Origin of the sequence: Flavihumibacter cheonanensis, assembly GCF_022352215.1 — a bacterium.
GTDB lineage: Bacteria > Bacteroidota > Bacteroidia > Chitinophagales > Chitinophagaceae > Flavihumibacter > Flavihumibacter cheonanensis.
On sequence record NZ_JAKRWF010000004.1, the window covers coordinates 506491 to 529816 of the forward strand.

The following is a 23326-nucleotide window of genomic DNA, read 5'->3' on the forward strand; positions in this document are numbered from 1 at the left end:
GCACAGTTTGTTAAACCAGGTTGATTCTGGGTGATGGGGTTGTTGTACTGTTAGGGGTACGTTTGATCAATGACAGGAAAAAGGATTTGTAGCAGTTTTACTTAGTCTTTTAGCAGATAAATGGAAAGTTACATTTTTTACGAACGTTTAGCAAGGAAAAAATACCCATTTTCCACGATTATTTCACAATTTGGACGGATCGCTCATTTTGTGCTCTCAATCTCTTACACAGTATCTTAATAAATCCCCTTGCTATCTCAGGCCTTGAGTCAATTAGTTCATAAAATGGCTCCTGATTGATTCGGAACAGGGTGCAATCCGTTTGACAGGTAGCGCTGGCTGACCTGGTTTCGGCATCGAGTAGGGATAACTCTCCGAATACCTCCTTTTCTCCTAATTCTGCTAGCCCTACAGTACCTTTATGAATACTTATAACTCCTCTGTTTATTATAAACATGCAATCTCCAATTTCCCCTTCCCGGAATATGGTGGTGCCCTGCTCAAATTCTTCTTCTTCCATCAAAGGAGCCAGATCTGCCAGAATATTTTCCGGAGTATCTCTGAATATAGGAAGGGATTTGAGCAATAATACTTTTTCAATCAACAACAACCGATCTCCTGTATTCTGACTCATACGATTAATTTATGCTAACGCAAACGCTGCTGTCTCTTTAAGCAGACTGTTTTTTGAATTTAGAAATTTATCATAATTGCTGCTCTTTACCGGAATTTCATATTTTCTGGAAATATATAAAGTACAAGCAGTTGTCCAGTCGTGATAGCGGATTGGCTTTTCAGCTAGAATGCGTTGCATTACTGTGTCAATTTTGCTAAAGTCACTATCCTTGTAAATAGCCCGCAGGGCATTACAGCGTTCTTCAATGCTGGAGTTTTCAAATAAAATACAGAAGTATTTACTCAGTTCTTTCTTTACTGTCACTTCAATTATTTCCATTGCATTGGCAATGGTTTCTTTTTTATTTGCCAGTAAAGCATTCCTTGATTTTTGAATATTTTCCCGGTTGTATAATAAGCCAAACAAACACAATAAAAGCTCTCGAATTTCATTCAATTCAATTTGAATGGCTCCGTATAATAAACTGCTGGGCTGGTTATTGTCCTGCAACCCGCGTTGCATGAATAATAATTCAGTTGCATAAAATATATAGGCTTTGGTTAAATCTTCCAATTCAGATCGATTTGCAGTGGATGCTTTGAACTTACTTCTATAAAGTGCTTTTATTAATGTCGGCTGATTGCAGGAAGGTTTTGAAATTAATGTTCCAAGAAAATTTCTTGCCTCCTCGCCGCCAATTTGCCCTAGTACCTGAAGCAGTGGCACCTGTTGCGTTTCATCAAGTTGTTCGTTTAATAAATAGTTTTCTATGGGTTTCACTGCTTGTTTCCCTGCTCTGAATAAAGTTGCTTTAACCTGTTTCTCATAGCGTGGAAATAGTTGTAAACATGTCTGAATGGTTTCAAAGGAAGCTGCTTTTCCAACCGCATTAATGCCCATCTCAACCAGTTTGACTGATTTTTCTGTTTGAAGAAAAAGAGACAACAGTGGGTGGTCATATTCGTCAGCCGCTGTTTTCAATATGCTTAATCCATACAAGCGGTTTGCTGCATCAGGTGATCGCAGTAAGGTGGCAATCTGTTCTTCTGCAGAAAACCGTATGGCCCTGTTTTTATTCGATAGCATACCACAAAGTGCTGCTGCATTTTCCGGGCTGTTGGATTCCTGAAGAAAATTCGATAAGTCAGCATATTTATAAGATAGTTTGCTTATAGCATAAATTGCTTCCTCCCGAATCTGGCCGAATGCATATTCATTCAGTAATTGTTGAATTCCTGGCTTTAACTGGTGAATTTCTTTCTGGCTTATTAACTGGATCGCGTCTTTTTTTACCTGCACAGAGGGGTGCTCTAAAAACAGGGATAATAATTCAATGGATACCGGGTTCTGCTTGCTTGCTACCATGGAGAGTACACTTAATACTTCCTCTTCTGCTCCTGATCTGATTTTGTCTTTTATCTTATTTATTGTTTCCGGGTCATTTAAAGTGAATTCTTCCTGGCTGAAATATCGGCTGGATATCGTATTTACCAGCATATTCAAATACTCCCTGTTCACATATACGATTCCAATCAACCAGATACCTGCCAGCACCAACAATGTGAAAGAAAGGGTCAGTAAGTCAATTGTTTGCTGAATATTGAATAGCAATAGGAGCAGGAGTCCACAAAAAAGTGTCGCAAATGGATCCATGATACCTTTAATGATATTGTGCGCTCTCATTCGTTCGTGAATGGGCAAGGGCTGCATAATAGTGAGTAAGACAGGAGAATTTATTGCTGTTCTTAATACATCTACTGCAATGGAGGATGCTCCAAATATGTAAAAGATGAATCGTTCTTCTGAATTGAAAAAGGATAAACCGATTATCAGAGAAATTAATCCTACCAATAAAAATGGAGTTATAAACAGCGATTTTTGAACACCCAGATTGGTTGTGAGCCTGCCTGTAAATACCGTCTTCGTAATAAGTGCTATAATTCGTAAGCCCGCCATGAACAAAGCAATAAACCGGGCCAATTCAACATCATTTTTATAAGATTCCTTGATTTTTGCATAAAATCCGTAATTGATTAAAATGATACAGGCGGATGCCAATAGGGATATGATTGCTATTCTCCGTATTATTTTACTGCTGATAAATGTCTGGTATAAATTTCTGATGGGATGGTGACTATGATGGATTGAGTTATTTGAAGCCTGATGATCATGTGATTGATCCAACATTTCCATGATACGCCGATAATATGGAATGGAGAGCAACATGCTGATTACACCAAGAAATAAGAGGTTTAATGTTCCGGTATAGGGTACAAACAAGAGCGCCAATGTATAACCTATAAACTTGGCTGGTATATCCCCTGAACTTACTACCCCAAACAGACGTTTACTTTGCCGGATATTAAAAAGTCGTGCAGCAATACCCCAGAACTCCAGGTTGTTTAACAGGTAGAGTACATAGAACCAGGCGAGGCTGAAATAGTATAACCAGTTGTCTGTGATAGCAGTACTTCCAATTCGAACCAGCAACATGGTGCCAGCCATAAAGAGAATGATGCCTTCATTAAATTTCCTGAATGGAATATGATGCTCCAGTACCGTATAAGCAAATCCTGTGAACCAAAGCAAAGCAGCTGATAATACCATTACCCATGGTAACTCATGTACCGGAAACTTTTCAAGAAAACGGGCAAATTCAGCAGTAAAGAAAAATGAGATGCCGGCTCCCTGAAAAAACTGTAACCAGAACAATTGTTTTACTACTGGCCATTCCTGCTTTTGAATGTTGAGCAGATTCAACCAAAATCGGTTGCTTTTCATTTCCGATCCCTGTTTTGTGATGCTTTTCCCTGGCTGTCTTTCAGGATTTGCAAATGCCTTAGTTTTCCAGGTTGTCGGTTGATTTGAGAACTTTTTGTGAAGTACTGATGCTTTTCAAAAAATGCAATCTGAATAGGATCCCATTCCTGTTCTGTTTTAATGATGCCGTATTCCAGGAACTCTTTCATGAGATGCTGGCTTATTGGGGGAAAATCTTCTCTTCCCAGGTAATCGAGGTCGGCATCACAAATAATTTCTTCCAATAAATTGGCCGGTGACTGCGGAATCCTGGTTGCCATGATCATGCCTTTAATGGATTCCAATTCTTTTATACCAAGTGTTCCATTGCTGAAGTCATCCATTAATATTTCACAAGACCTTAGCTCATGTCCTTTGTAGGTATCCAGGAAGCCGATATCATGGTATAATGCTGCAATTCTAAGTAATAATAACTGCTTTTCATTGCTGATGCCCTCTTCTCCAGCAATCCGTACCGCTTGCTTTACTACATCTTTTGTGTGCTGCAGGTTGTGATAGGTTAATCGCTTATCCAGCCCTTTCTCAAGGCGTTGTAAAATTGATTGTTCCAGGTCCTGAAAGCCTGACTCGGTCATGGGTTACCCGTTTAAATGTGGGAAGGCTAAGAAAATTCTCTAGAAATATAACAAAAAAGCCGCAGATGTTTGTCTGCGGCTTTTATTATCAGGAGAAAATCTCTCTCACTTTATCAAAGAAACTTCGTTCGTTCTTGTCTGGCTTGGGCTGGAAATTATCCGACTGCTGCAACTTCTCCATCATCGCCTTTTCCTCACTGGTCAGATTCTGTGGGGTCCATACATTTACATGAATGAGCTGATCGCCCTTCTCATAACTATTTACCGCCGGAAATCCTTTTCCTTTTAATCTGAATATCTTCCCGCTCTGTGTACCTGCCGGAATTTTAATTTTAGCCCTTCCGTCTATCGTTGGTACTTCAACGTTAGCTCCAAATATAGCGTCCGGGATAGAGATATATAAATCATAGGCCACATTCAGTCCATCGCGATGCAACTGGCTATGTGTTTCTTCTTCAATCAGTACTATCAGGTCCCCCGGTGATCCACCACGTTCACCTGCATTTCCTTTTCCGGAAACATTGAGCTGCATGCCTTCCTGCACACCTGCCGGGATGTCAATGGTTACAGTTTCTTCGCCATAAACCCTTCCTTCTCCTTTACAGCTTCCGCATTTCGCAGTGATGGTAGAACCTTCACCGTTACAGGTCGGACAAGTAGTTACTGTTTGCATCTGCCCCAGGAAGGTGCTGGTTACTTTGCGAACCTGGCCAGATCCTCCACAGGTTCCGCAGGATTGAATACTGCTCTTATCCTTAGCGCCACTGCCGGAACAGGTGGAACAGGATACGTATTTTTTTACCTTGATGCTCTTGGTTACGCCCTTGGCAATTTCTTCGTAATTCAGTTTCAGCTTAACACGGAGATTACTTCCTCTTACACCCCTGGCTCTTTGTCCGCCACGTCCACGACCTCCTGCTGCCTGGCCACCAAAAAAGGAACCAAAAATATCATCCCCAAAGATGTCTCCGAACTGGCTGAAGATATCATCCATGTTCATGTTGCCACCACCCCCGAAACCACGGGCACCATTCCCTACACCGGCATGTCCATACCGGTCGTACTGCGCCCTTTTATCCGCATCACTGAGCACTTCATAGGCTTCCGCGGCTTCCTTGAACTTTTCTTCCGCAGCTTTATCTCCGGGGTTACGGTCGGGGTGATACTGCATAGCCACTTTGCGATAGGCTTTCTTGATCTCATCCGCAGAGGCTGTTTTAGCCACCCCCAATATTTCGTAATAATCTCTTTTTGCTGACATGTGTTTCTTTATTTACCGACTACCACTTTGGCAAACCGGATAATCTTATCGTTCAGGTAATATCCTTTTTCCACTTCATCTATCACTTTTCCAACCCACTCCTGACTAGGTGCGGGTATCTCCGTAATAGCTTCATGCAGGTCAGGATTAAATTCAGTGCCCTTCGCATTCATAGCTTTCAGCCCGCGACCCTGCAGTACATTTCTGAGTTTATTGAAAATCAGGGAGGCACCCTCTTTGAGGGCAGGCAGGTCTTCACTGCTTTCCATCTGTTTTTCAGCTCTTTCCATGTCATCCAGGACTTCCAGTAACTGCCCTATTACTTCCTTGCCTGCTGTCTGGATCATTTCCAGGCGCTCTTTGGCGGTACGCTTTCTGAAATTGTCAAATTCAGCAGCCTGCCGAAGGTATTTGTCCTTCAAATCGGCCAGTTCAACTTCCAGTTTTTCAAATTCACTGACTTCCTTTACCGGTTCGTTCAGATGCGTTGTTCCCGGAACATCGCTGTCGGAATTGATGTCCATTTCATTCTCGGTTGACTTGAATTCTTTTTCTTCCATATCGTACAAATTGGCAGCAAACCTAGCATTTTCTGCCATTATTGGAGGGATACCCCCCTGGCAGTTCAGCTGATTTGCCTTGTTTTTTGATCATCCTAATGGGGCAATTTTTTTGCCATTGATGGAAATCGGGACATTTTGTCCTATTCCTTCCTGTTCCATACTACCTTTGCGCATCTATGACGAAGGTATACCTCAAAAAGAAAGTCAGCAGGCGGATCGAAAATGGTCATCCCTGGGTATTTGCAAATGAAGTGGGCACAATAGATGGGCCCCTGGATGGTGGAGATATTGTCAGTTTGTTCACCCACGATAAAAAATTCATCGGGAAAGGCTATGCCAACCCTAAATCCCAGATCCTGGTTCGGTTGCTGACCCGTAAAAAAGAAGAGGAGATCAATGAGCAGTTTTTCTATAACCGGATTCAATCAGCCTGGGAATACCGGCAGAAAATTGGGTATACAGAAAACTGCCGCCTGATTTTTGGTGAGGCGGACTGGATGCCAGCACTGATCATTGATAAATTCAACGATTATTTTGTGCTGCAAACCCTGGCGCTTGGCATGGATAAGTGGAAGCCGGCAATTGTGGCCGCCCTCCAGGCTATTTTTAAGCCCAAAGGCATATACGAAAGAAATGATGTTCCGGTACGTGAACTGGAAGGACTTCCCCAAATCAAAGGTTTTTTGTCTGATCCCTTTGATACCCGGATCATTATTAATGAAAATGGGCTCAAGTTTTATGTAGATATTGAAAATGGACAAAAGACTGGTTATTTCCTCGACCAGCAGGACAATCGCCGCGCCATCCAGCATATTGTAAAAGGGGCAGATGTACTGGGCGCCTTCACCTATACTGGTACGTTTGAGATTCATGCCGCCCATTATGGAGCCAAATCTGTATTGGGACTCGATATTTCCCCCTCCGCAGTGGAGCAGGCCAACCTGAATGCAGCCCTGAATGGATACGAAGACCGCTGCCGGTTTGAAGCAGTGAATGCATTTGATGTACTAAAAGCCTGGGCCAAAGAAGGTCGCCAATACGATGTGGTGATGCTCGACCCGCCTGCCTTTACCAAAAGCAGGGAAACCATCCAGAAAGCCATTACCGGTTACAAAGAGATCAATCTCAGAGGTATGAAGTTGATCAAACCGGGAGGGTTTCTCGTAACTACTTCCTGTACCAACCTGGTACAGCCTGAACTTTTTCTTGAAATTATCCAGATGGCTGCCAAAGATGCCAAACGCACCCTTCGCCAGGTAGTTTACCAGACCCAGGCAAGTGACCATCCTATTGTATGGGGACAGGAAAATACACATTATCTGAAGTTCCTGATTGTGCAGGTAGTGTAGTATGGAAGAGGGAGGAATGGAAGATGGAGGAAAGGAAGACCTTCTCACGTCTCACATCTGACGTCTCACTTTTATTACTTCGCAACCTGAAACCTTCCTGTTTCAACAATCTTTCCGGTTTTATCTCTCAACTGGAAGATATAGATCCCGCGGTAATAATCACTGAGATCGATGGTTGTTTTAGGTTGAACATCTTTCTGTTCAAACACTTTTTTCCCAAGGAAATTAAACACCTGGAAAGTAAAGGAACGTTCTACTGTCTTATTGAAATCGAAAGTGATCTGAGTAACAGCGGGGTTGGGGTAAAAGCGAATTACCGGACGCTCAGCAACAGGTTTGCCGGATTGGCAATATCCAGTGCAGGCGATTAACAGACTTATGGATAGTGTAAAAAATATCCTCATTCTCGATTCCGGGTTTCAGCGTTTTGCACAAAATAAATCTAATTTTTCAAAGATACAATTGCTACCTGTTAAAATAAAAAGGGGGCAGAAACGTTCTCCTGCCCCCTGGGGATATTTTTCTATAAAACCAGCTTAATTCAAGCGTGCCAGAGTTTCCTGGATGGCATTGAAATCAGGCAAATCAGTCACTTTTTCAAGAATCTCTGCATATTGAATAATTCCTTCTTTATCAATAACAAAGGCGGCTCTTTTGGAAACCCCTTTCATATCGAACACAAAATCCTGGATCAATGAGTCATAACTGGCCGATGCTTCTTTATTGAAATCGCTCAGCAAAGGAAAATTTAACTGTTGCTCTTCCTTAAATTTTGCCAGGGTGAATACGGAATCCACGCTAATGCCATAAACCTGTGCATTTGTATTATTATACTGGCTGATTGAGTCTCTTACTGTACACAATTCTGTAGTACATACACCGGTGAAGGCCTGCGGGAAGAACAGCAATACAACATTCTTGCCTTTCTGATCAGCAAGATTTACTTTGTTCTTTTCCGAATCAAATAAACTAAATACGGGGGCTGGTTGTCCAACTTTGCTCATAACTTTTTTTGTTTATAACAGTTTTAATGGAGAATTGTTAAACAAAATCCCAGCCAAAGGCCGGGATTTGTTTTTTCAGTCAATAACCAAAAATAGGTCTTACTGAGGGACAGATTAAAAACGGGGACAGAAAACTTTCTCCCTTGTAGAGTTATCTCTGTTCAGGAATCCAATATAAGTAATTGAGAGTTCAAAACCTCCTCTTCCCTGGCTTGCTGTTTTTAATTGTGAAACATTCACATCATAACTAAGGCCAATCGAAAAAGGATTATAGTCGATTTTAACTGCAGGAATCAGGGCATCACGTAAACGCATAAACGCTCCCACGTGAACCACATAATCAGGCATTTCAGGATCCCCGATTTTGTATCCATACATCGCTCCGCCAACAATTTCGTCTGCTGGTCCCTGTTTGGAATAATCTGCCTGAAGGTTAAAGAATGCCTGGTCTCCCACTTCAAACTTTACACCGCCGGAAGCTACCCATTTCGGATGCAATGCTGCATTTACATTCCGGTAGAAGGAATTCCTGGGTCGGTTGATATGATGGTAGGCTAGTCCAAAAAACAGGTTGTTTTGTTGTTCGGGTCCGAAGCTGCTATTGAAACTGGCGCCCAGGCTGGCATCCAGGTTGCTGTAATTCGCATTAATAAAGGTTTCTCCATCTGCAAGCGCCGGATTAAAGGCGCCTCCCACATACTGATTATCGGTGGTGATCTTGGAACGATCAATACGACGCTGAACCAGTCCGCCCATAAAACCCACCGATAAATACATATTGCGTTCGCTGCTCAATGATTTATGATAGTTGATAGCAGGTAGCAAATGTGTGGTCGTTAGTGAAACTGTTCCTGCTTTATCAAACAGCATTTGTAAACCGGCAGTGATAAAATCATCTCCGCCACCAACCGGCATTTTATATTCGGCATTTACGGATCCGCTTTTAAATGCATTGGTCACACTGTTCCATTGATCGCGATATACAATTTGCGCACGCACATCTCCGGTAAAAATTCCTGCCAGTGAGGGGTTCCGAAGCAGGGGTGCTTCGTAGAACTGGGAGAAATGTATATCCTGCGCGGATGAACAGAGTCCGCAGAAAATCAGCAGTGCTGAGAGCAGGAGGTGAGTAATATGGTTATTGGTCTTTTTCATAGGTTATCTGATAAGCGTAACGTTTCCTTTTAACGCTACTACCTGTCCGTTTTCGCACACCACTTCAATGATGTATATATAGGCATCTGAAGCTGCCTGCTGTCCGCGAATCATTCCATTCCAACCTTCAGAAGCAGCATTTGGAGCAAAGTTTTTACGTTCAAATACCATTTCTCCCCAACGGTTAAAGATGCGCATGGATTGTATCCGGTCTAAACTTCTTCCTCTTGGATAGAACACATCATTCTGGCCATCATTATTCGGACTGAAAGTATTCGGAATGAAATAGTTTCTGTTTTCACAAATTACTCTTACTACAATATTGCTGGTAGCGCGACAACCATTAGCATCTACAACAGTTACCCTGTAGTTGGTTGTAAATTTGGGATTTGCAACTGGTGTCGGACAGTTTGTACAACTCAGCGCATCCGATGGAGTCCAGGTATATTGAGTTATGTTATCGCTGTAAGTAATTGGAAGTGTAGTTTCAAATCCAAGTGGCATCACGATTTCCGGAACATTCTGGATTGTTGGCAATGGCCAGATGGTAACATCTTTGCTCACTGAAGCAGAGCAGCCAAATGCAACTGAAGCTGTTAAATTCAAAGTTGCCTGGCCACTGTTGGTATATCGTACGGTTATATCCTGTGTATTGGCATTCTGACCATTCCCGAGTGTCCATCTATAAATAGTAGCACTATCTGGAACAACCGTTGAACCCGATTGCCCCAGGAGTTCAAAGAGGCAAATTTCATCCGGACCACTGATCACCGGTTCCGGCGTTCTGTATACACGTACTGTGTCTGTATAACTGTTTTCACATCCGGTTTCTGTTGTTACATATTGGGTAATTACATAACGTCCTGGCTGTGCAAAGGAATGTGAAGGATTTAATTCATTAAATACATTGGGCGAACCATCACCAAAATCCCAGCGGCGAAGAGTTACACTATCGTTACCAATACTGAAATCACTTAGTCTTACTGAACCCGTATCACAGAATTCTCGTTGGTCGGTATTGAACGCCGGGATTACACCTTTAACCATGATGGTCGGCCTGCTTCCTACCGGAACTTCGCAATTCAGGCTATCTACCAGCCGAACAAACGGACGATAGAAATTCGGGAATCGGTACGTATGTGTTATCAGGTTGGCTTGAGATGAATCTGCATTGCCATCACCAAAAATCAGGTAATACTTTGTATTGGGTGGAGGAACCACATTGAAGTTTACCGTGATCTGGTTACACTCCTCTATCGGATTGTAATTAAACACAAGATCAGTAAAAGGATTATAAATATTCACTGTTCCTATTGCAGTGTCTCTGCATCCTCCATTTCCAATCGCAATCTGGCGTACGGTATACCTGCCATAGGTATTGAAGAAGTTATTGGTATTGATCAGATTACTTGTATTGCCATCTCCAAAATCCCAATAAAGTGAATCATAGTCTGCTGCGTGCGAGGTGAACTTGGTTTCTAATGGCGGACAAATAGCTGATGTATCAATCATGGTAAAGTCAGCCTTGGGAGAAAGAATCTGAATATAATTCGGACGGATCAGGGAGTCTTCACATCCTTGTGCATCGCGGATAAATAATTTAACTGTGTAAACGGAATCCGGACCTGCATACTGATGCAACGGATTCTGATCTGTTGATGTACCTCCATCTCCAAATTCCCAGCGATAGGTCAGGTTATTTCCAGAAGATGAATCGCGGAAGGGAAGGTCTATACCCGGACAGAAAGTCGTATTCGCAGCAGCAAATCTTGCAAAAGGTTTGGTAATGTTGGCTGCCGCCTGTCGGGTGATAGTATCAACACAACCAATATTATCTGTTGCTGTGAGCTTGATCGAGTAGGAGCCCGGGTTACGGTACACATGATTGATAGGAGTGGAAGTGAAACTAGCGGTTTCGCCATCGCCAAAATCGAACTGCCAGTTCACAATGGATCCAACTGGAGTAGACTGGTCAGAAATAGTGACTTCACTGTTTACACAACCACCGTTATTGACAACAGAAAAATTCGGAGTAGCACCTACAACTGTTACCATATCGGTAATGGTTCTTGTTACTATACAACCATTAATATCTTCCATTGTAAGCGTAATATCGAACACGCCATTTACCGGCACCCTGGTCTGTAAGGTTCTGCCTCCCACAATAGGTGGTTGTCCTTCAATCTGCCAGGTATAGGAAGCAATATTGGCCGCATCTGTACCACTTGCAGTAAGTGTGAATAATTCGTTCCGACATACAGATGCTTTGCTGATTGAGAAATTATTGATTAGCTCAAATAAGTTCAGGGTTGCAGTTCGAGTATAGGTACAAACCGGATCTGTAACCGTTAGAGTTACTGTATACGTACCATAGCTGGCATAAGTTACAGAGGGATTAGTCTGCGTGGAGGTCTGTCCGTTTCCGAAATCCCATGAATAGGTGGCTGCACCATGTGTTGGATCCAGAATCGAATTGTCTTCAAAAGATACATTCAGTTTGTTGGCACAATTTATTCTTGGAGTAAACCGAGCCACCGGTGCCATCACGTACAACAAATTATTTCTGGTAATGGTATCCGGACAACCATTGTTTATTGCAATTAATCGCACATTAAAAAATCCGGTGTCCTGATATCTGTAGGAAGGATTTTCAGAACTACTACTACCTCCATCACCAAAATCCCATCTCCATTCGTCTGCGCCTGTGGAGGTTGACGTGAACTGGAAAGGCAAACCTGCACAGGAATTATCTCTATCTACAGTGAAATTGGCGGTTGGTTTGGTGCCAACTTTGATTGCATTTGGAATACTGATTGTTTCAACACATCCACCAAGTGTGGTAACTCGTAACTGGAGGGAATATGTACCAACGGCTGTATACGTTACACTTGGTGTTGGCGAAGTACTTGTTATGCCATTTCCAAAATCCCACTCGTAGCTTGCAATATCTCCAATGCTCGCAGGATCTAATTGCGGAGTATAGGTAAATGGCACACAACCACCCGCTGTTCCATTCAACAATTGTGGTGGAGTTGGTGAAGAGATTTTTACAAATGCCGGTTTGGTAATGGTAGACGTACAGCTGTCTGCTGTTGTAATGGTTAACCGGACATCGTATTCACCAAAATTGGTGTAAGTATGAGTCGGATTCTGCTCGGTAGAGGTATTCCCGTCACCAAAATCCCATAACCAGTTACTGGCACCTGCCCCTGAACTCTGAAAACGAACCTGGTGAGGTATCTGGCAGCCACTGGTATCTGTTGAAGTAAAATCAACACCAGGAGGGTTGGTGATGGTTATAGTTCGGGTAGTGGTACCATCGCAATCCGCATACCGGTTGGTAAGGCGTACCGTATAAGTGCCTGGGGTTGTATATAACTTAACCGGATTGGTTTCAAAAGAGAAAGTACCATCACCGAAATCCCATTCCGAACTATTGGGCAGGGGATTGCTGGTGTTTGTAAAATTCAATGGTTTATTAGGACAGGAACTGGCTGGCGCACTGAAACTGGTTTGATTACCAGTAATGGCGATGGACCTTGTAATACTGTCGGCACAGCCATAACTACTGTTCACAACCAACTTTACATTATAATTTCCAGTAGAGTTATAACTGGTAGAAGGATTTCTGTCTGTTGAAGTATTGCCATTCCCAAAGGACCAACGATGCGTTAGAGTACCTGGGCCGGTCGACTGATTATTGAAATTTACACCAATGGGAGTGTTGCAGGCATCCAGTCGAGTGAAATCAAAATTGGGAGTTACTCCTCCAATGATCCGGATAAAGCGGGGCCTGTCTGATGTTACCACACAACCATTATCTGTGGTAACTGTGAGTCGCACCCTGAAAAATCCAAGCGATGTATAGGTTTTAACCGGGTTGGGGTCAGTTGATGTGGTGCCATCTCCAAAATCCCAGGCATAAGAAGTGATCTGCCCAGGGCCCTGAACAGTTACGCCATTTTGAAATCGTATAACTGCAGGAATACAGGATACTGTAGTATTCGCCCGGAAATCAATTCTGGCAGAAGGAAATACGGTAATGTAATTTGTCTTGACAATGCCATCAACCCCGCGCGCATTGGTAACCGTAAGCCGAACGGTGTACACACCAGGCTGCGTATAGGTTACACTAGGATTCTGTTGATCGGATAAGGTTCCATTTCCAAAATCCCATGCCCAGGATGTAGGCGAATTAGTCGATTGATCTGTGAATCGAACCGTGAGATTCGCACAACCTTCAGTAATATTAGAAGTAAAGTTAGCAACAGGCGTCTGGGCAGACAGCGGACCGCCTGCAGCCAGCATCAACATGCAGAATATAAGGTTACGTATCAACAAGCTGTTTTTTGTTTTTTCAGAAAGCAACTTGTTTCCAAAGGGACTCGGAATTACTACGGATATTGGATTTTTCATGGTTCTACTTCTTCTTCAGATGCAACAGATTTTTAACTCCCTGGACCGTTGTCTCTGCTTTTACATAGTCCCATGTATTGTTGGTAATTTTCCAGGTCGCATTCAGCTTCGAAACCGGTTCTGATGCTGCCGGAAAATTGGTAATAATCGATAACGTATTTACATCTCCCACCCAAGTTCCCTTATCCTCTGTTTCTGTCGTGAAACCGCTGACCTTGCCATCGCGGTAAAATTGAAAGGTGTAAGGTGAAAATGAACTGGAAATGTCGGTACTTCCTTCTTTAAACGAATATATATACCACTGGCCATTTGTCATAGCATCGAGTATGATATCTTCCTTCTTTTCCTCGATGGCTTTTGCACATGCCCCTAACAGGCATACCATGATGCTTATCCAGACCAGTTTTTTCATAGTACTATACCCTCTTGTTTATATGCATAGATGAAACGGTATTTATCCCTGGCATATTGCATAAATTCTGCAGGATCTAACCCTTTTCCTGTGACCCTTTTACATAACTCTTCACTTGTATATTTTCTTCCGTGAATGTATATATTGTTTGATAGCCAGTCTTTTATAACATCGAACTGCCCCTCTTGTAGAAGTTTTTCGAATTTTGGCAGCGCCTTTTCCAAACAACGGGAAAGTTGAGCCGCATACAGGCTGCCCAGGCTGTAGGTTGGGAAGTAACCAAAACTGCCATGACTCCAATGCACATCTTGCAGGCAACCCCTCGCATCATCCGGCACTTTAATTCCCAAATACTGCGCATATTTTGTATTCCAGGCAGATGGCAGATCCGTCACCTCAAGGCTTCCTTCAATAAGGGCCTTTTCAATTTCATACCGGATAATAATATGAAAATGATAGGTTAGCTCATCCGCTTCGGTCCTGATCAGCGATGGCTGCACTTTATTGATAGCCCGATACAATTCTTCCGGTTTGCGATCTTTTAATTGCGCGGGAAAATAGGTCTGCAGTACCGGTAAAAAATACTGACACCAGGCCAGGCTTCTGCCTACATTGTTTTCCCACAAACGGCTTTGGGATTCATGGATTCCAAGGCTGGCTGCCTCACCTAATGGAAGACCATATTGTTCTTTTGGTAAGCCCTGCTCATATAGCGCATGTCCCAGTTCGTGAATGGTACTCCAGGTCATATAACTGATGTCTTGCTCACGAATCCGGGTTGTGATTCGGACATCCTCCGCACTGAAATTGACTGTGAAGGGATGTGCGGCTTTATCCTGCCTGCCATGCTGCAGATCATACCCCATTCGTTGAAGCATATCCATACTGAATGCCCACTGCGTTTCTTCCGGATACTGCTGAAACAGGAGGCTGTCATCCACCTGCTGATGTGCTTTTATGGTATCCAGCAATGCCGCCAGTTCAGGTTTTAATCCGCTGAACAATTGGTCCAGCTGTGAACTGGTACATCCTCGTTCATATTGATTTAACAACGCATCATAGGGGTGAGCACTGTATCCTAAATAATCCGCCTCTTTTCTCTTTAGCGCGGTGAGTTTTTTTAACCAGGGACTAAATATAGAAAACCGGTTCTGATGCCTGGCATCTGCCCAATGATTGAAAGCCTGTGATACGGTTTCACTGAGTTCTCTAACAAATGCGGAGGGCAGTCTAACCTGCTGGTTGTAATCATAGTTGCTTAACTCCAGGTTGGAGCGCTGTTCTTCTGTTAAATCAGCTCGTTCAAGTAAGGCTTTTAGTAACTCACCTACTGATGCATCCGTAAATTTTGTGTGTGCTAATTCAGATAAAGTGGCAATCTGCCTGGATCGTGTTGCCAGACTTCCAGCCGGCATATAGGTTTCCTGATCCCACTGGAGCAATGCAGTAGCATACCGGATGTCGGCAATTTCCTGTAAGCAGTTTTTGTACTTCTCGTACAAGGATGAGGTAGTCAACAGTTGGTCCATAGGCAGGAATTCTGCTGCAATCTAAGGAAAAACCGCCACCCGGTTGGTCAGGCAGCGGTTTGAATCTAAAGCAGGACAAAAAACGAGCTATTTCGGGAAGTTTGCATTCGCTTTTACTTCCTGCATTTGAAGGGTATGTCTTTTGGAATGAGCGGACAACATCAGCAAGCCCTGGTACGTATCAATAGTTCCGAATGCCGGATGTTGAATAAAATGATTTCGCAGGTCATCCTTAGTGGTTTTCGCATATTCCAGCGTTTTTGCTCTCGCTTCCTGGTAAGTTTTCAACAAAGCAGCCGCATTTTGCTGGCTTCCTTTTGGCTGCAGCATTTCCGGTGCATTGAATTTTTGACTGCGATCGGGTGTTTTTTCTAGCAGATCCGCGTCGCTCACTTTTACCTCTGAACGTTTGGATGGATCAGCCGGGGTTTGTAAGGACTGCTGCACCCAGCCTAGAAGGGCCGATTCAGATAGCGTGATATGCTCAAGGCATTCCAAAACCGACCATTTTCCTTCTGCAGCTCTGTAATTAAATTGTTCTTCACTAAGTCCTTCTACTGTTTTAAGTAGCAAGTCCCGGGTGCTTTCCAACTGGGCAACCAATTGTGCACGATCTGCATCTGAGATGGGGTCTGGTGCAATTGGTGTAAAGCTGAATAAGGTTACCAGTGCCAGCAGGCAGCTAATTTTTTTCATGGAGCAATAAGTTTAATGATTAAGAAGAGGGACGGGATAAACATGCAACAAAAATTGAGCCACAGGCTGTATATCTTTGGAGAATGAAAATTGCCACTATATTGGATGTACTGGAAAAGATGGCGCCCTTGCAATTGCAGGAGTCTTATGACAATGCCGGACTGATTACCGGAAACCGCGACTGGGATTGTACCGGGATAACTATTTCGCTGGACGCTACTGAAGAAGTAGTTCTGGAGGCTGCGGCAAAAGGGCATAACCTGGTGATTGCGCACCACCCTATTGTATTTTCCGGCTTAAAGAAAATTACCGGAAACGGCTATGTGGAAAAAACCATCATCACTGCAATTAAGAAGGATATCGCCATTTATGCCATTCACACTAACCTGGATAATGTAATAGATGGCGTGAATGGAAAAATGGCAGATCTCCTGAAATTGATTAACCGGAAACCTTTGCAGCCCAAGCGCGATTTGCTTAAAAAGCTGGTGACCTTTGTCCCGGTAGCACAGGCCGACCAACTGGCAACAGCCCTTTTTGAAGCAGGTGCCGGAACCATTGGCCAATACAGTGAATGTGGATTCCAGGTGGAGGGTGTGGGCAGTTTCAAGGCAGGGGAAGCCGCAAATCCCTATGTGGGTCAGCGGGGATCGCGGCACTATGAAAAAGAGTCGAGGATTGAGGTAATTTATCCGGTGATGCGGGAGTCCTGGGTGCTGGAAGCTTTGCTGGCGAGCCATCCCTACGAAGAAGTGGCCTATGATCTGTATAATCTTAGCAATAGTCACCCGGGTATTGGATCGGGACTGGTAGGGGAATTGGAGGAAGGGATGCCTGTCCGGTCCTTTTTGGAGCAGTTAAAGCAGGTTTTCCAGGTTCCGGTAATTCGGCACTCTCCGCTGGTGAAGGATTCCATCAAACGGGTAGCGATTTGTGGGGGAGCTGGTAGTTTCCTGATTAACAGTGCTTTACGAAATAAGGCTGACATCTATATAACAGGGGATATGAAATATCATGAGTTTTTTGAGGCCAATGGACGGCTGGTGATTGCCGATATCGGGCATTTTGAGAGTGAGCAATACACGGTTGATCTACTCTATGATATTTTGGCCAAAAAATTTCCTACCTTTGCCGTCTTCAAAACGGGGGTGAAAACCAACCCGGTGAATTATTATAGTTAATTCTAAACACTAATATGGCAACTGTCAAAGACTTTTCGGTTGAAGAAAAACTGGTTTCTCTCATAAGCTTGCAGAAGATCGAATCCAAGATCGATGAATTTCAGATCCTGAAAGGAGAATTGCCGATTGAGGTGAGTGATCTGGAAGATGAGATCCAGGGATTACACGCCCGTCAGACTCGTATCGAGGAAGAGATCAATGGCATCAATGAGTTCATCAACCAGAAAAAAGAAGCCATTAAGGAAGCGGAAGCGCTGATCAAGAAGTACGAAAAGCAAAGTACCAACGTAAAGAACAGTCGCGAGTTTGAAGCCATCACCAAAGAGATCGAGATGCAGCAGCTGGAAGTTAAACTGGCTGAAAAGCATATCAAGGATGCGAATGAAGAGATCTCTGATAAGGTAGTAGGACTGGACAAAGCGAAGAAAGCAATCGCAACCAAGGAAGGTGTATTGAAGCACAAGAAAGACGAGCTGGAAAAGATCATCGCTACAACAGAAGAAGAAGAAAAACATTTCAATAAAATGGCGTCTGAAGCCCGCGATAAAGTAGAGCCTCGTCTGCTGTTATCGTATGACCGTATCCGTGGTAACTACCGCAATGGTCTGGCTGTTGTGCCTGTTCTGCGTGATGCCTGTGGTGGTTGCTTTAATGCGATTCCCCCTCAGCGTCAGAGTGAAATCAAGCAGCGTAAAAAAATTATCGTGTGTGAGAACTGTGGTCGTATCCTCGTAGACAATGAGCTGAATGATGGAGTAGAGGTGAAGTGAGGAAGTGAGACGTCAGACGTGAGACGTGAGACGAGATTGGGCCCGCAGGTTGCGGGCCTTTTTCATGGGTTGCCTCACCCGTCCAGTGCCACCGGACGGGTGAGGCGTTTTTTGACGGATTTTTTTCATGGCGATTGAAGTGGCGGCAACTATTCCCTAAATTGCCGGCATATTTGAGTGTATGTTGCAGGAACTGAGAATCCGGAATTATGCTATCATTGATGAACTGGACATCCGCTTTGATGGAGGTCTTACAATTATTACAGGTGAAACTGGTGCCGGTAAATCCATTTTAATGGGAGCACTCTCCCTTATTTTAGGCCAACGTGCCGACAGCAGTGTAATCCTGAACCGCGAGAAAAAAACAGTCGTGGAAGGAGTGTTCGCAGTTCCGGATAAACAGGAAGTCAGAAAGTTTCTCGAAAAAGAAGAACTGGATCTCCAGGAAGAACTCATCATACGGCGCGAACTTAGTCCCAATGGGAAATCCCGCGCTTTCATAAACGATACTCCAGCCTCCCTTACGCAACTGCAGGATTTATCCTCTTTGCTGGTGGATTTGCATCGCCAGTTTGATACGCTTTCACTTGGTTCAGCAGATTTTCAGATGATGGTGGTGGATGCAATGGCCAATCACCAGGACCTGATCCATCAATATCAATTGAAATACCAGCACTGGCAAACCTGCAAAAAACAGTTGGCTACTATTGAGGAGCAAAAGTTGAACAGCACCAAAGAGCAGGATTATCTGCAGTTCTTATTCAATGAATTGGAGGAAGCTGGATTCAGGGAGAATGAACTGGAAGAATTGGAAGAAGAAAGCAAACTGCTCAATAGTTCGGAAGGTATCAAACTCGCGCTTTCCAATCTTACACAACAACTGAAATACAGTGAGCAGCCTGTTGTGCAGTCGCTTAAACAATTGGCTCAACAGGTAGCTCCATTTACAGATGCGATTGCTGAACTGAAAGAGCTGCAAGCACGCCTCACAGCAACGCAGATAGAGCTCGATGATATTGCAGAAGAAGCAGATCGCCTGGGGGATAAAGTGAATTATGATGCAGAACGGATTTCACAAATTGAAGAGCGATTAAACCTGGGTTATAAACTGCTCAAGAAACATGGATTCCAGGAGACAAAACAATTGGTAGTCTTACATGCAGAGCTAAGTGGAAGGCTTGGGAATATCGAAGAACTGGATGACAAAATCCGGTTACTAATCCAGCAAGTCGCGACTGCCGAACAGGAAATGAAAAACCTGGGCGCGCGTATAAGCGAGGGAAGAAAAAAACAACTCCCGGTTATTGAAAAGCAGGTAAATCAGTTGCTGGTAAGGGTCGGTATGCCGAATGCGCGATTAAAAGTACAGATCGAAACAGTGGAGCCTGGCACAACCGGAATGGATGCCATCGACTTTTTATTTGATGCCAACAAGAGTAACCAGTTTGCTTCCATCCGGAAAGTTGCCAGTGGGGGAGAACTGAGCCGGTTGATGTTATGTATCAAATCGCTCATTGCTAAAAAAGTGAACCTGCCTACCATGATATTTGATGAAATTGATACGGGCATTTCAGGTGAAGCAAGTTTACAGGTAGGTATGATTATGAAGGAACTGGCAGCCACCCGCCAGGTCATCTGCATCACGCATCAACCGCAGATTGCAGGAAAAGCAGATCGTCATCTGTTTGTGTATAAAGAAAAAGCCGGCAAATCAATCCAAACCAATATTAAAACGCTTTCAGCCTCTGAGCGTATAACAGCCATTGCGCAAATGATTGGTGGCGATAAACCATCTGCTATCGCCATAGAAAATGCCAGGGAACTGATAGCGAACGCCTAAAAGTACCAGTAACTGCTTATTTTCGCTGCGAAATAACTATTCAATCTTAAATTTTCATTATGTCCTATAACTTACTGAAAGGCAAAAGAGGCATTATTTCCGGCGCATTGGATGAAAACTCCATCGCGTGGAAAGTGGCAGAAAAAGCGCATGCGGAAGGTGCAACCATTGTTTTGACCAATGCACCTATTGCGATGCGTATGGGAGAGATCAAAAAACTGGCTGAAAAAACCGGTTCTGAGATCATTCCGGCCGATGCTACCAATATGGAAGAACTGGAAAATCTTTTCACCAAGTCGCAGGAAGTGCTTGGAGGAAAGATCGATTTCCTACTGCATTCAATTGGCATGAGTGTGAATATCCGAAAGAATATTCCCTATACAGAATTGAATTACGATTATTTTCAGAAGGGAATAGATGTTTCTGCTTTGTCCTTGCACAAAATGCTGGCCGCAGCCAAAAAGCTGGATGCCATCAATGAATGGGGTAGTGTGGTGGCCCTGACCTACATGGCTGCACAAAGAACCTATCCTTTCTACACCGATATGGCAGATATCAAAGCCATGCTGGAATCTATCGCACGCAGCTTTGGCTATCACTACGGAAAAGACAAAAAAGTTCGGATCAATACAGTTTCACAATCACCCACTAAAACCACAGCTGGTACAGGCATCAAAGGGTTTGGTGATTTTTATGATTATGCTAACGCGATTGCACCCCTTGGAAATGCCACTGCGGAAGATTGCGCGAACTACTGCATTACCCTCTTCTCTGACCTCACCCGTATGGTGACCATGCAGAACCTCTTCCACGATGGTGGTTATTCTACTACCGGGGTGAGTATGGAAGTGATGACCAGTTTGGGAGCGGAGTAAGGAAAGTGAGACGTAAGAATTAGGAATTATGAATTAGGAATTATGAATTAGGAATTAGGAATTATGAATTGGGGTGTTTTTAATTCATAATTCCTAATTCCTAATTCATAATTGAAAAGGCTGCGATATCCGCAGCCTTTTTATAATTCTTAGGGTTCCTATTCTAGTATTCGTCCTCGTTGAAGAAGAAATCTTCCTGGGAGGGATAGTCGGGCCAGATATCATCGATGCCCTCATAAATTTCACCTTCGTCTTCCAGTTCCTGCAGGTTTTCCACTACCTCAATAGGGGCCCCGCTACGGATGGCATAATCGATCAGCTCATCTTTAGTAGCTGGCCAGGGAGCGTCTTCCAGATAGGATGCCAATTCAAGTGTCCAGAACATCGTAGAGGTTTTAAATTTTCGGCAAATGTAGGGGTTAATACGAAATTTCCAAATCCTTTCGCTAACAACGCTTAATATTGTCAATTCGTATACCTATGATTTTCATCTTTTCAATATAGTTGCATGCTAGAAGCAAGAAATATTCATAAAGCCTATGGATCGGTAGAAGTATTAAAAGGAGTGGATTTGTCTGTACAGCAAGGTGAAATTGTTAGCATTGTTGGGTCCTCCGGCGCTGGTAAAAGTAGTCTGCTTCATATTCTCGGTACCCTTGATCAGCCCGACCAGGGAGAGGTGATGCTTCATCATACCCGGGTCACAGGCATGGGTGCCCGACAATTATCCGCCTTTCGCAACCAGTATATCGGTTTTGTATTTCAATTTCACCACCTTTTACCTGAATTCAACTCGCTGGAGAATGTCTGTATCCCGGGCTGGATCGCCAAACGGCCTAAAAAAGAGGTTGAAGACCGCGCGGAAGATCTCTTAAAGCGACTGGGCTTGGGACATCGGATTGATCATAAACCTTCCGCCCTATCCGGGGGTGAACAACAGCGGGTAGCTGTTGCCAGGGCACTGATCAATAACCCACGGATCGTATTTGCAGATGAACCCACCGGCAACCTGGATTCCTCCAATGCCCGCGACCTCCACGAACTCTTTTTTCAATTGCGAAAAGAGCTCAACCAAACCTTTCTCATTGTTACCCATAATGAAGAGCTCGCTCAAATGAGTGATCGGGTAGTGCATATGAAGGATGGGAAGATTGTTTGAGGGGAGACAAAGGAGGCATGGAAGAAGGAGGAAAGGAAGATGGAGGAAAGGAAGAGGGGGAAAGGGACCGGAAGCGGATCATGGGTGCTTCTGGGCTGGTGGTGGGTCAAAGGAAAGACGTAGGATGGCGTAGGATTACGAAGGATTACGCAGGATAAGTTCAATAAAATTGATCCATGGCAATTATAGAGCTGTATAGATTTTTCCCCCGAAAGTCCCTTTGCTACTGGTATTCAGGCCAAATTATAACAACTAATTTTGAAGTTTGAATTGGCTCATGAACCTCCTTAATTGGCTCATAAACCTCTTTAATTGGCTCAATATCAGTCAGATTTGGCTCATGAACTGTGATAATTGGCTCACAGAAAGAAAAATTGAATCACAGCATGGGTAAGGTCTCACCCCAAAACATAAAAGTGGGTACCAGACCCCTGGTACCCACTTTTTTATAAAATCACTTTCCAATTTTTACTCCCTAATTCTCCCCGGTTAATTTGTTTGCTGCTTCTGACGTCTCACGTCTCACATCTCACGTCTGACGTCTCACGTCCTCGGTTTCCACGGCACTTCCTCCACCCCCAGCAAATGCCCAGTGTACCTGCTCAATACAAACAGATAGTCACTCAACCTGTTGAGGTATTTAATTACCAGGGCATCTACAAATCCGCCGCTTTGTTGTAATTCAACACATAATCTTTCCGCACGGCGACAAATACACCTCGCCACATGAAGAGAAGAAACTGCCACATGACCACCAGGCAGAATGAAGGAACGCATCGGCGGTACTTTTTCATTCATCCGGTCGATTTCAGTTTCCAGTAACTGCACATCCGATTCCTTCAGATCCGGGATCTTCATCATTGGCTCGCGGTCCGGGTCACAGGCCAATGAAGAGCCAATCGTAAACAGGCGATCCTGGATCTCTTTTAGCATATGTTTTGATTCGCCATCCTGCAATTGATCATTGCAGAGCCCGATATAAGAGTTCAATTCATCCACCGTTCCATAGGTATCAATGCGAATATGGCTCTTGGGCACTTTGGTTCCCCCAATAAGCGACGTATTCCCGGCATCCCCGGTCTTTGTATAGATTTTAAGCGCCATG

20 protein-coding genes are annotated in these 23326 nt (G+C 43.7%); 6 read left to right on the plus strand and 14 right to left on the minus strand.

Going from position 1 to position 23326, the window contains the following annotated elements:
* Positions 1 to 178: 178 nt before the first annotated feature.
* From MD536_RS18615 to MD536_RS18635, 5 genes are all read right to left on the minus strand, one after another.
* A complete protein-coding gene (locus tag MD536_RS18615; RefSeq protein ID WP_239602883.1) occupies positions 179 to 634 on the minus strand; it encodes a Crp/Fnr family transcriptional regulator in 456 nt (151 codons plus the stop codon).
* Between the two features lie 9 nt (positions 635 to 643).
* Positions 644 to 3397, minus strand: coding sequence for an NTP/NDP exchange transporter (locus tag MD536_RS18620; protein ID WP_239602884.1), 2754 nt, complete (start codon positions 3395 to 3397; stop codon positions 644 to 646).
* The gene (locus MD536_RS18625) at positions 3394 to 4011 is read right to left on the minus strand and encodes an HD domain-containing protein (protein WP_239602886.1); all 618 of its coding nucleotides are present in this window, start codon (positions 4009 to 4011) and stop codon (positions 3394 to 3396) included. Before MD536_RS18625 ends, MD536_RS18620 begins: the two co-directional genes overlap by 4 nt.
* Before the next feature lie 88 nt (positions 4012 to 4099).
* Positions 4100 to 5272 carry a molecular chaperone DnaJ gene (dnaJ, locus tag MD536_RS18630; RefSeq protein ID WP_239602888.1) on the minus strand — a complete coding sequence of 391 codons (1173 nt, stop codon included), beginning with the start codon at positions 5270 to 5272 and terminating at the stop codon, positions 4100 to 4102.
* Between the two features lie 8 nt (positions 5273 to 5280).
* Positions 5281 to 5871 carry a nucleotide exchange factor GrpE gene (locus MD536_RS18635; RefSeq protein ID WP_239602890.1) on the minus strand — a complete coding sequence of 197 codons (591 nt, stop codon included), beginning with the start codon at positions 5869 to 5871 and terminating at the stop codon, positions 5281 to 5283.
* A 140-nt stretch (positions 5872 to 6011) separates the two neighbouring features.
* On the opposite strand from MD536_RS18635, the gene MD536_RS18640 reads away from it, so the two are divergent.
* Entirely contained in the window at positions 6012 to 7184 is a 1173-nt protein-coding gene (locus MD536_RS18640; RefSeq protein WP_239602892.1) for a class I SAM-dependent rRNA methyltransferase, read from the plus strand.
* A 74-nt stretch (positions 7185 to 7258) separates the two neighbouring features.
* Here the strand turns inward: MD536_RS18640 and MD536_RS18645 are convergent, their stop codons facing one another.
* From MD536_RS18645 to MD536_RS18685, 7 genes are all read right to left on the minus strand, one after another.
* Positions 7259 to 7588 (minus strand): T9SS type A sorting domain-containing protein, encoded by a 330-nt coding sequence (locus MD536_RS18645; RefSeq protein WP_239602893.1) that lies wholly within the window; start codon positions 7586 to 7588, stop codon positions 7259 to 7261.
* A gap of 132 nt (positions 7589 to 7720) precedes the next feature.
* A complete protein-coding gene (locus MD536_RS18650; protein ID WP_239602895.1) occupies positions 7721 to 8188 on the minus strand; it encodes a redoxin domain-containing protein in 468 nt (155 codons plus the stop codon).
* Between the two features lie 114 nt (positions 8189 to 8302).
* Entirely contained in the window at positions 8303 to 9343 is a 1041-nt protein-coding gene (locus MD536_RS18655; RefSeq protein WP_239602896.1) for a PorP/SprF family type IX secretion system membrane protein, read from the minus strand.
* A gap of 3 nt (positions 9344 to 9346) precedes the next feature.
* On the minus strand, positions 9347 to 13759 hold the full coding sequence (locus MD536_RS18660; protein WP_317208137.1) for a PKD domain-containing protein: 4413 nt from the start codon (positions 13757 to 13759) through the stop codon (positions 9347 to 9349).
* 4 nt (positions 13760 to 13763) lie between these two features.
* The gene (locus tag MD536_RS18675) at positions 13764 to 14171 is read right to left on the minus strand and encodes a hypothetical protein (RefSeq protein ID WP_239602898.1); all 408 of its coding nucleotides are present in this window, start codon (positions 14169 to 14171) and stop codon (positions 13764 to 13766) included.
* Positions 14168 to 15700 (minus strand): carboxypeptidase M32, encoded by a 1533-nt coding sequence (locus MD536_RS18680; protein ID WP_239602900.1) that lies wholly within the window; start codon positions 15698 to 15700, stop codon positions 14168 to 14170. Before MD536_RS18680 ends, MD536_RS18675 begins: the two co-directional genes overlap by 4 nt.
* Before the next feature lie 87 nt (positions 15701 to 15787).
* Complete coding sequence (locus MD536_RS18685; RefSeq protein WP_239602902.1) at positions 15788 to 16396, minus strand: DinB family protein; 609 nt, start codon at positions 16394 to 16396, stop codon at positions 15788 to 15790.
* 83 nt (positions 16397 to 16479) lie between these two features.
* Here MD536_RS18685 and MD536_RS18690 point away from each other — a divergent pair, with 83 nt between their 5' ends.
* The 4 genes from MD536_RS18690 (at position 16480) to MD536_RS18705 (ending at position 21062) form a co-directional block, all read left to right on the plus strand.
* A complete protein-coding gene (locus MD536_RS18690; RefSeq protein ID WP_239602909.1) occupies positions 16480 to 17577 on the plus strand; it encodes a Nif3-like dinuclear metal center hexameric protein in 1098 nt (365 codons plus the stop codon).
* 14 nt (positions 17578 to 17591) lie between these two features.
* Positions 17592 to 18347, plus strand: coding sequence for a zinc ribbon domain-containing protein (locus tag MD536_RS18695; RefSeq protein WP_239602911.1), 756 nt, complete (start codon positions 17592 to 17594; stop codon positions 18345 to 18347).
* Positions 18348 to 18528: 181 nt separating this feature from the next.
* Positions 18529 to 20187 carry a DNA repair protein RecN gene (recN, locus tag MD536_RS18700; protein WP_239602912.1) on the plus strand — a complete coding sequence of 553 codons (1659 nt, stop codon included), beginning with the start codon at positions 18529 to 18531 and terminating at the stop codon, positions 20185 to 20187.
* Between the two features lie 59 nt (positions 20188 to 20246).
* Positions 20247 to 21062 carry an enoyl-ACP reductase FabI gene (locus tag MD536_RS18705; RefSeq protein ID WP_239602914.1) on the plus strand — a complete coding sequence of 272 codons (816 nt, stop codon included), beginning with the start codon at positions 20247 to 20249 and terminating at the stop codon, positions 21060 to 21062.
* Between the two features lie 163 nt (positions 21063 to 21225).
* Here MD536_RS18705 and MD536_RS18710 read toward each other — a convergent pair whose 3' ends face one another.
* The gene (locus tag MD536_RS18710; protein ID WP_039131553.1) at positions 21226 to 21447 is read right to left on the minus strand and encodes a DUF2795 domain-containing protein; all 222 of its coding nucleotides are present in this window, start codon (positions 21445 to 21447) and stop codon (positions 21226 to 21228) included.
* Between the two features lie 123 nt (positions 21448 to 21570).
* Between MD536_RS18710 and MD536_RS18715 the strand changes: the two genes are divergently transcribed.
* Positions 21571 to 22221 carry an ABC transporter ATP-binding protein gene (locus tag MD536_RS18715; RefSeq protein WP_239602915.1) on the plus strand — a complete coding sequence of 217 codons (651 nt, stop codon included), beginning with the start codon at positions 21571 to 21573 and terminating at the stop codon, positions 22219 to 22221.
* 543 nt (positions 22222 to 22764) lie between these two features.
* Here MD536_RS18715 and MD536_RS18720 read toward each other — a convergent pair.
* Positions 22765 to 23325 (minus strand): cob(I)yrinic acid a,c-diamide adenosyltransferase, encoded by a 561-nt coding sequence (locus MD536_RS18720; protein ID WP_239602917.1) that lies wholly within the window; start codon positions 23323 to 23325, stop codon positions 22765 to 22767.
* Position 23326 lies beyond the last annotated feature (1 nt).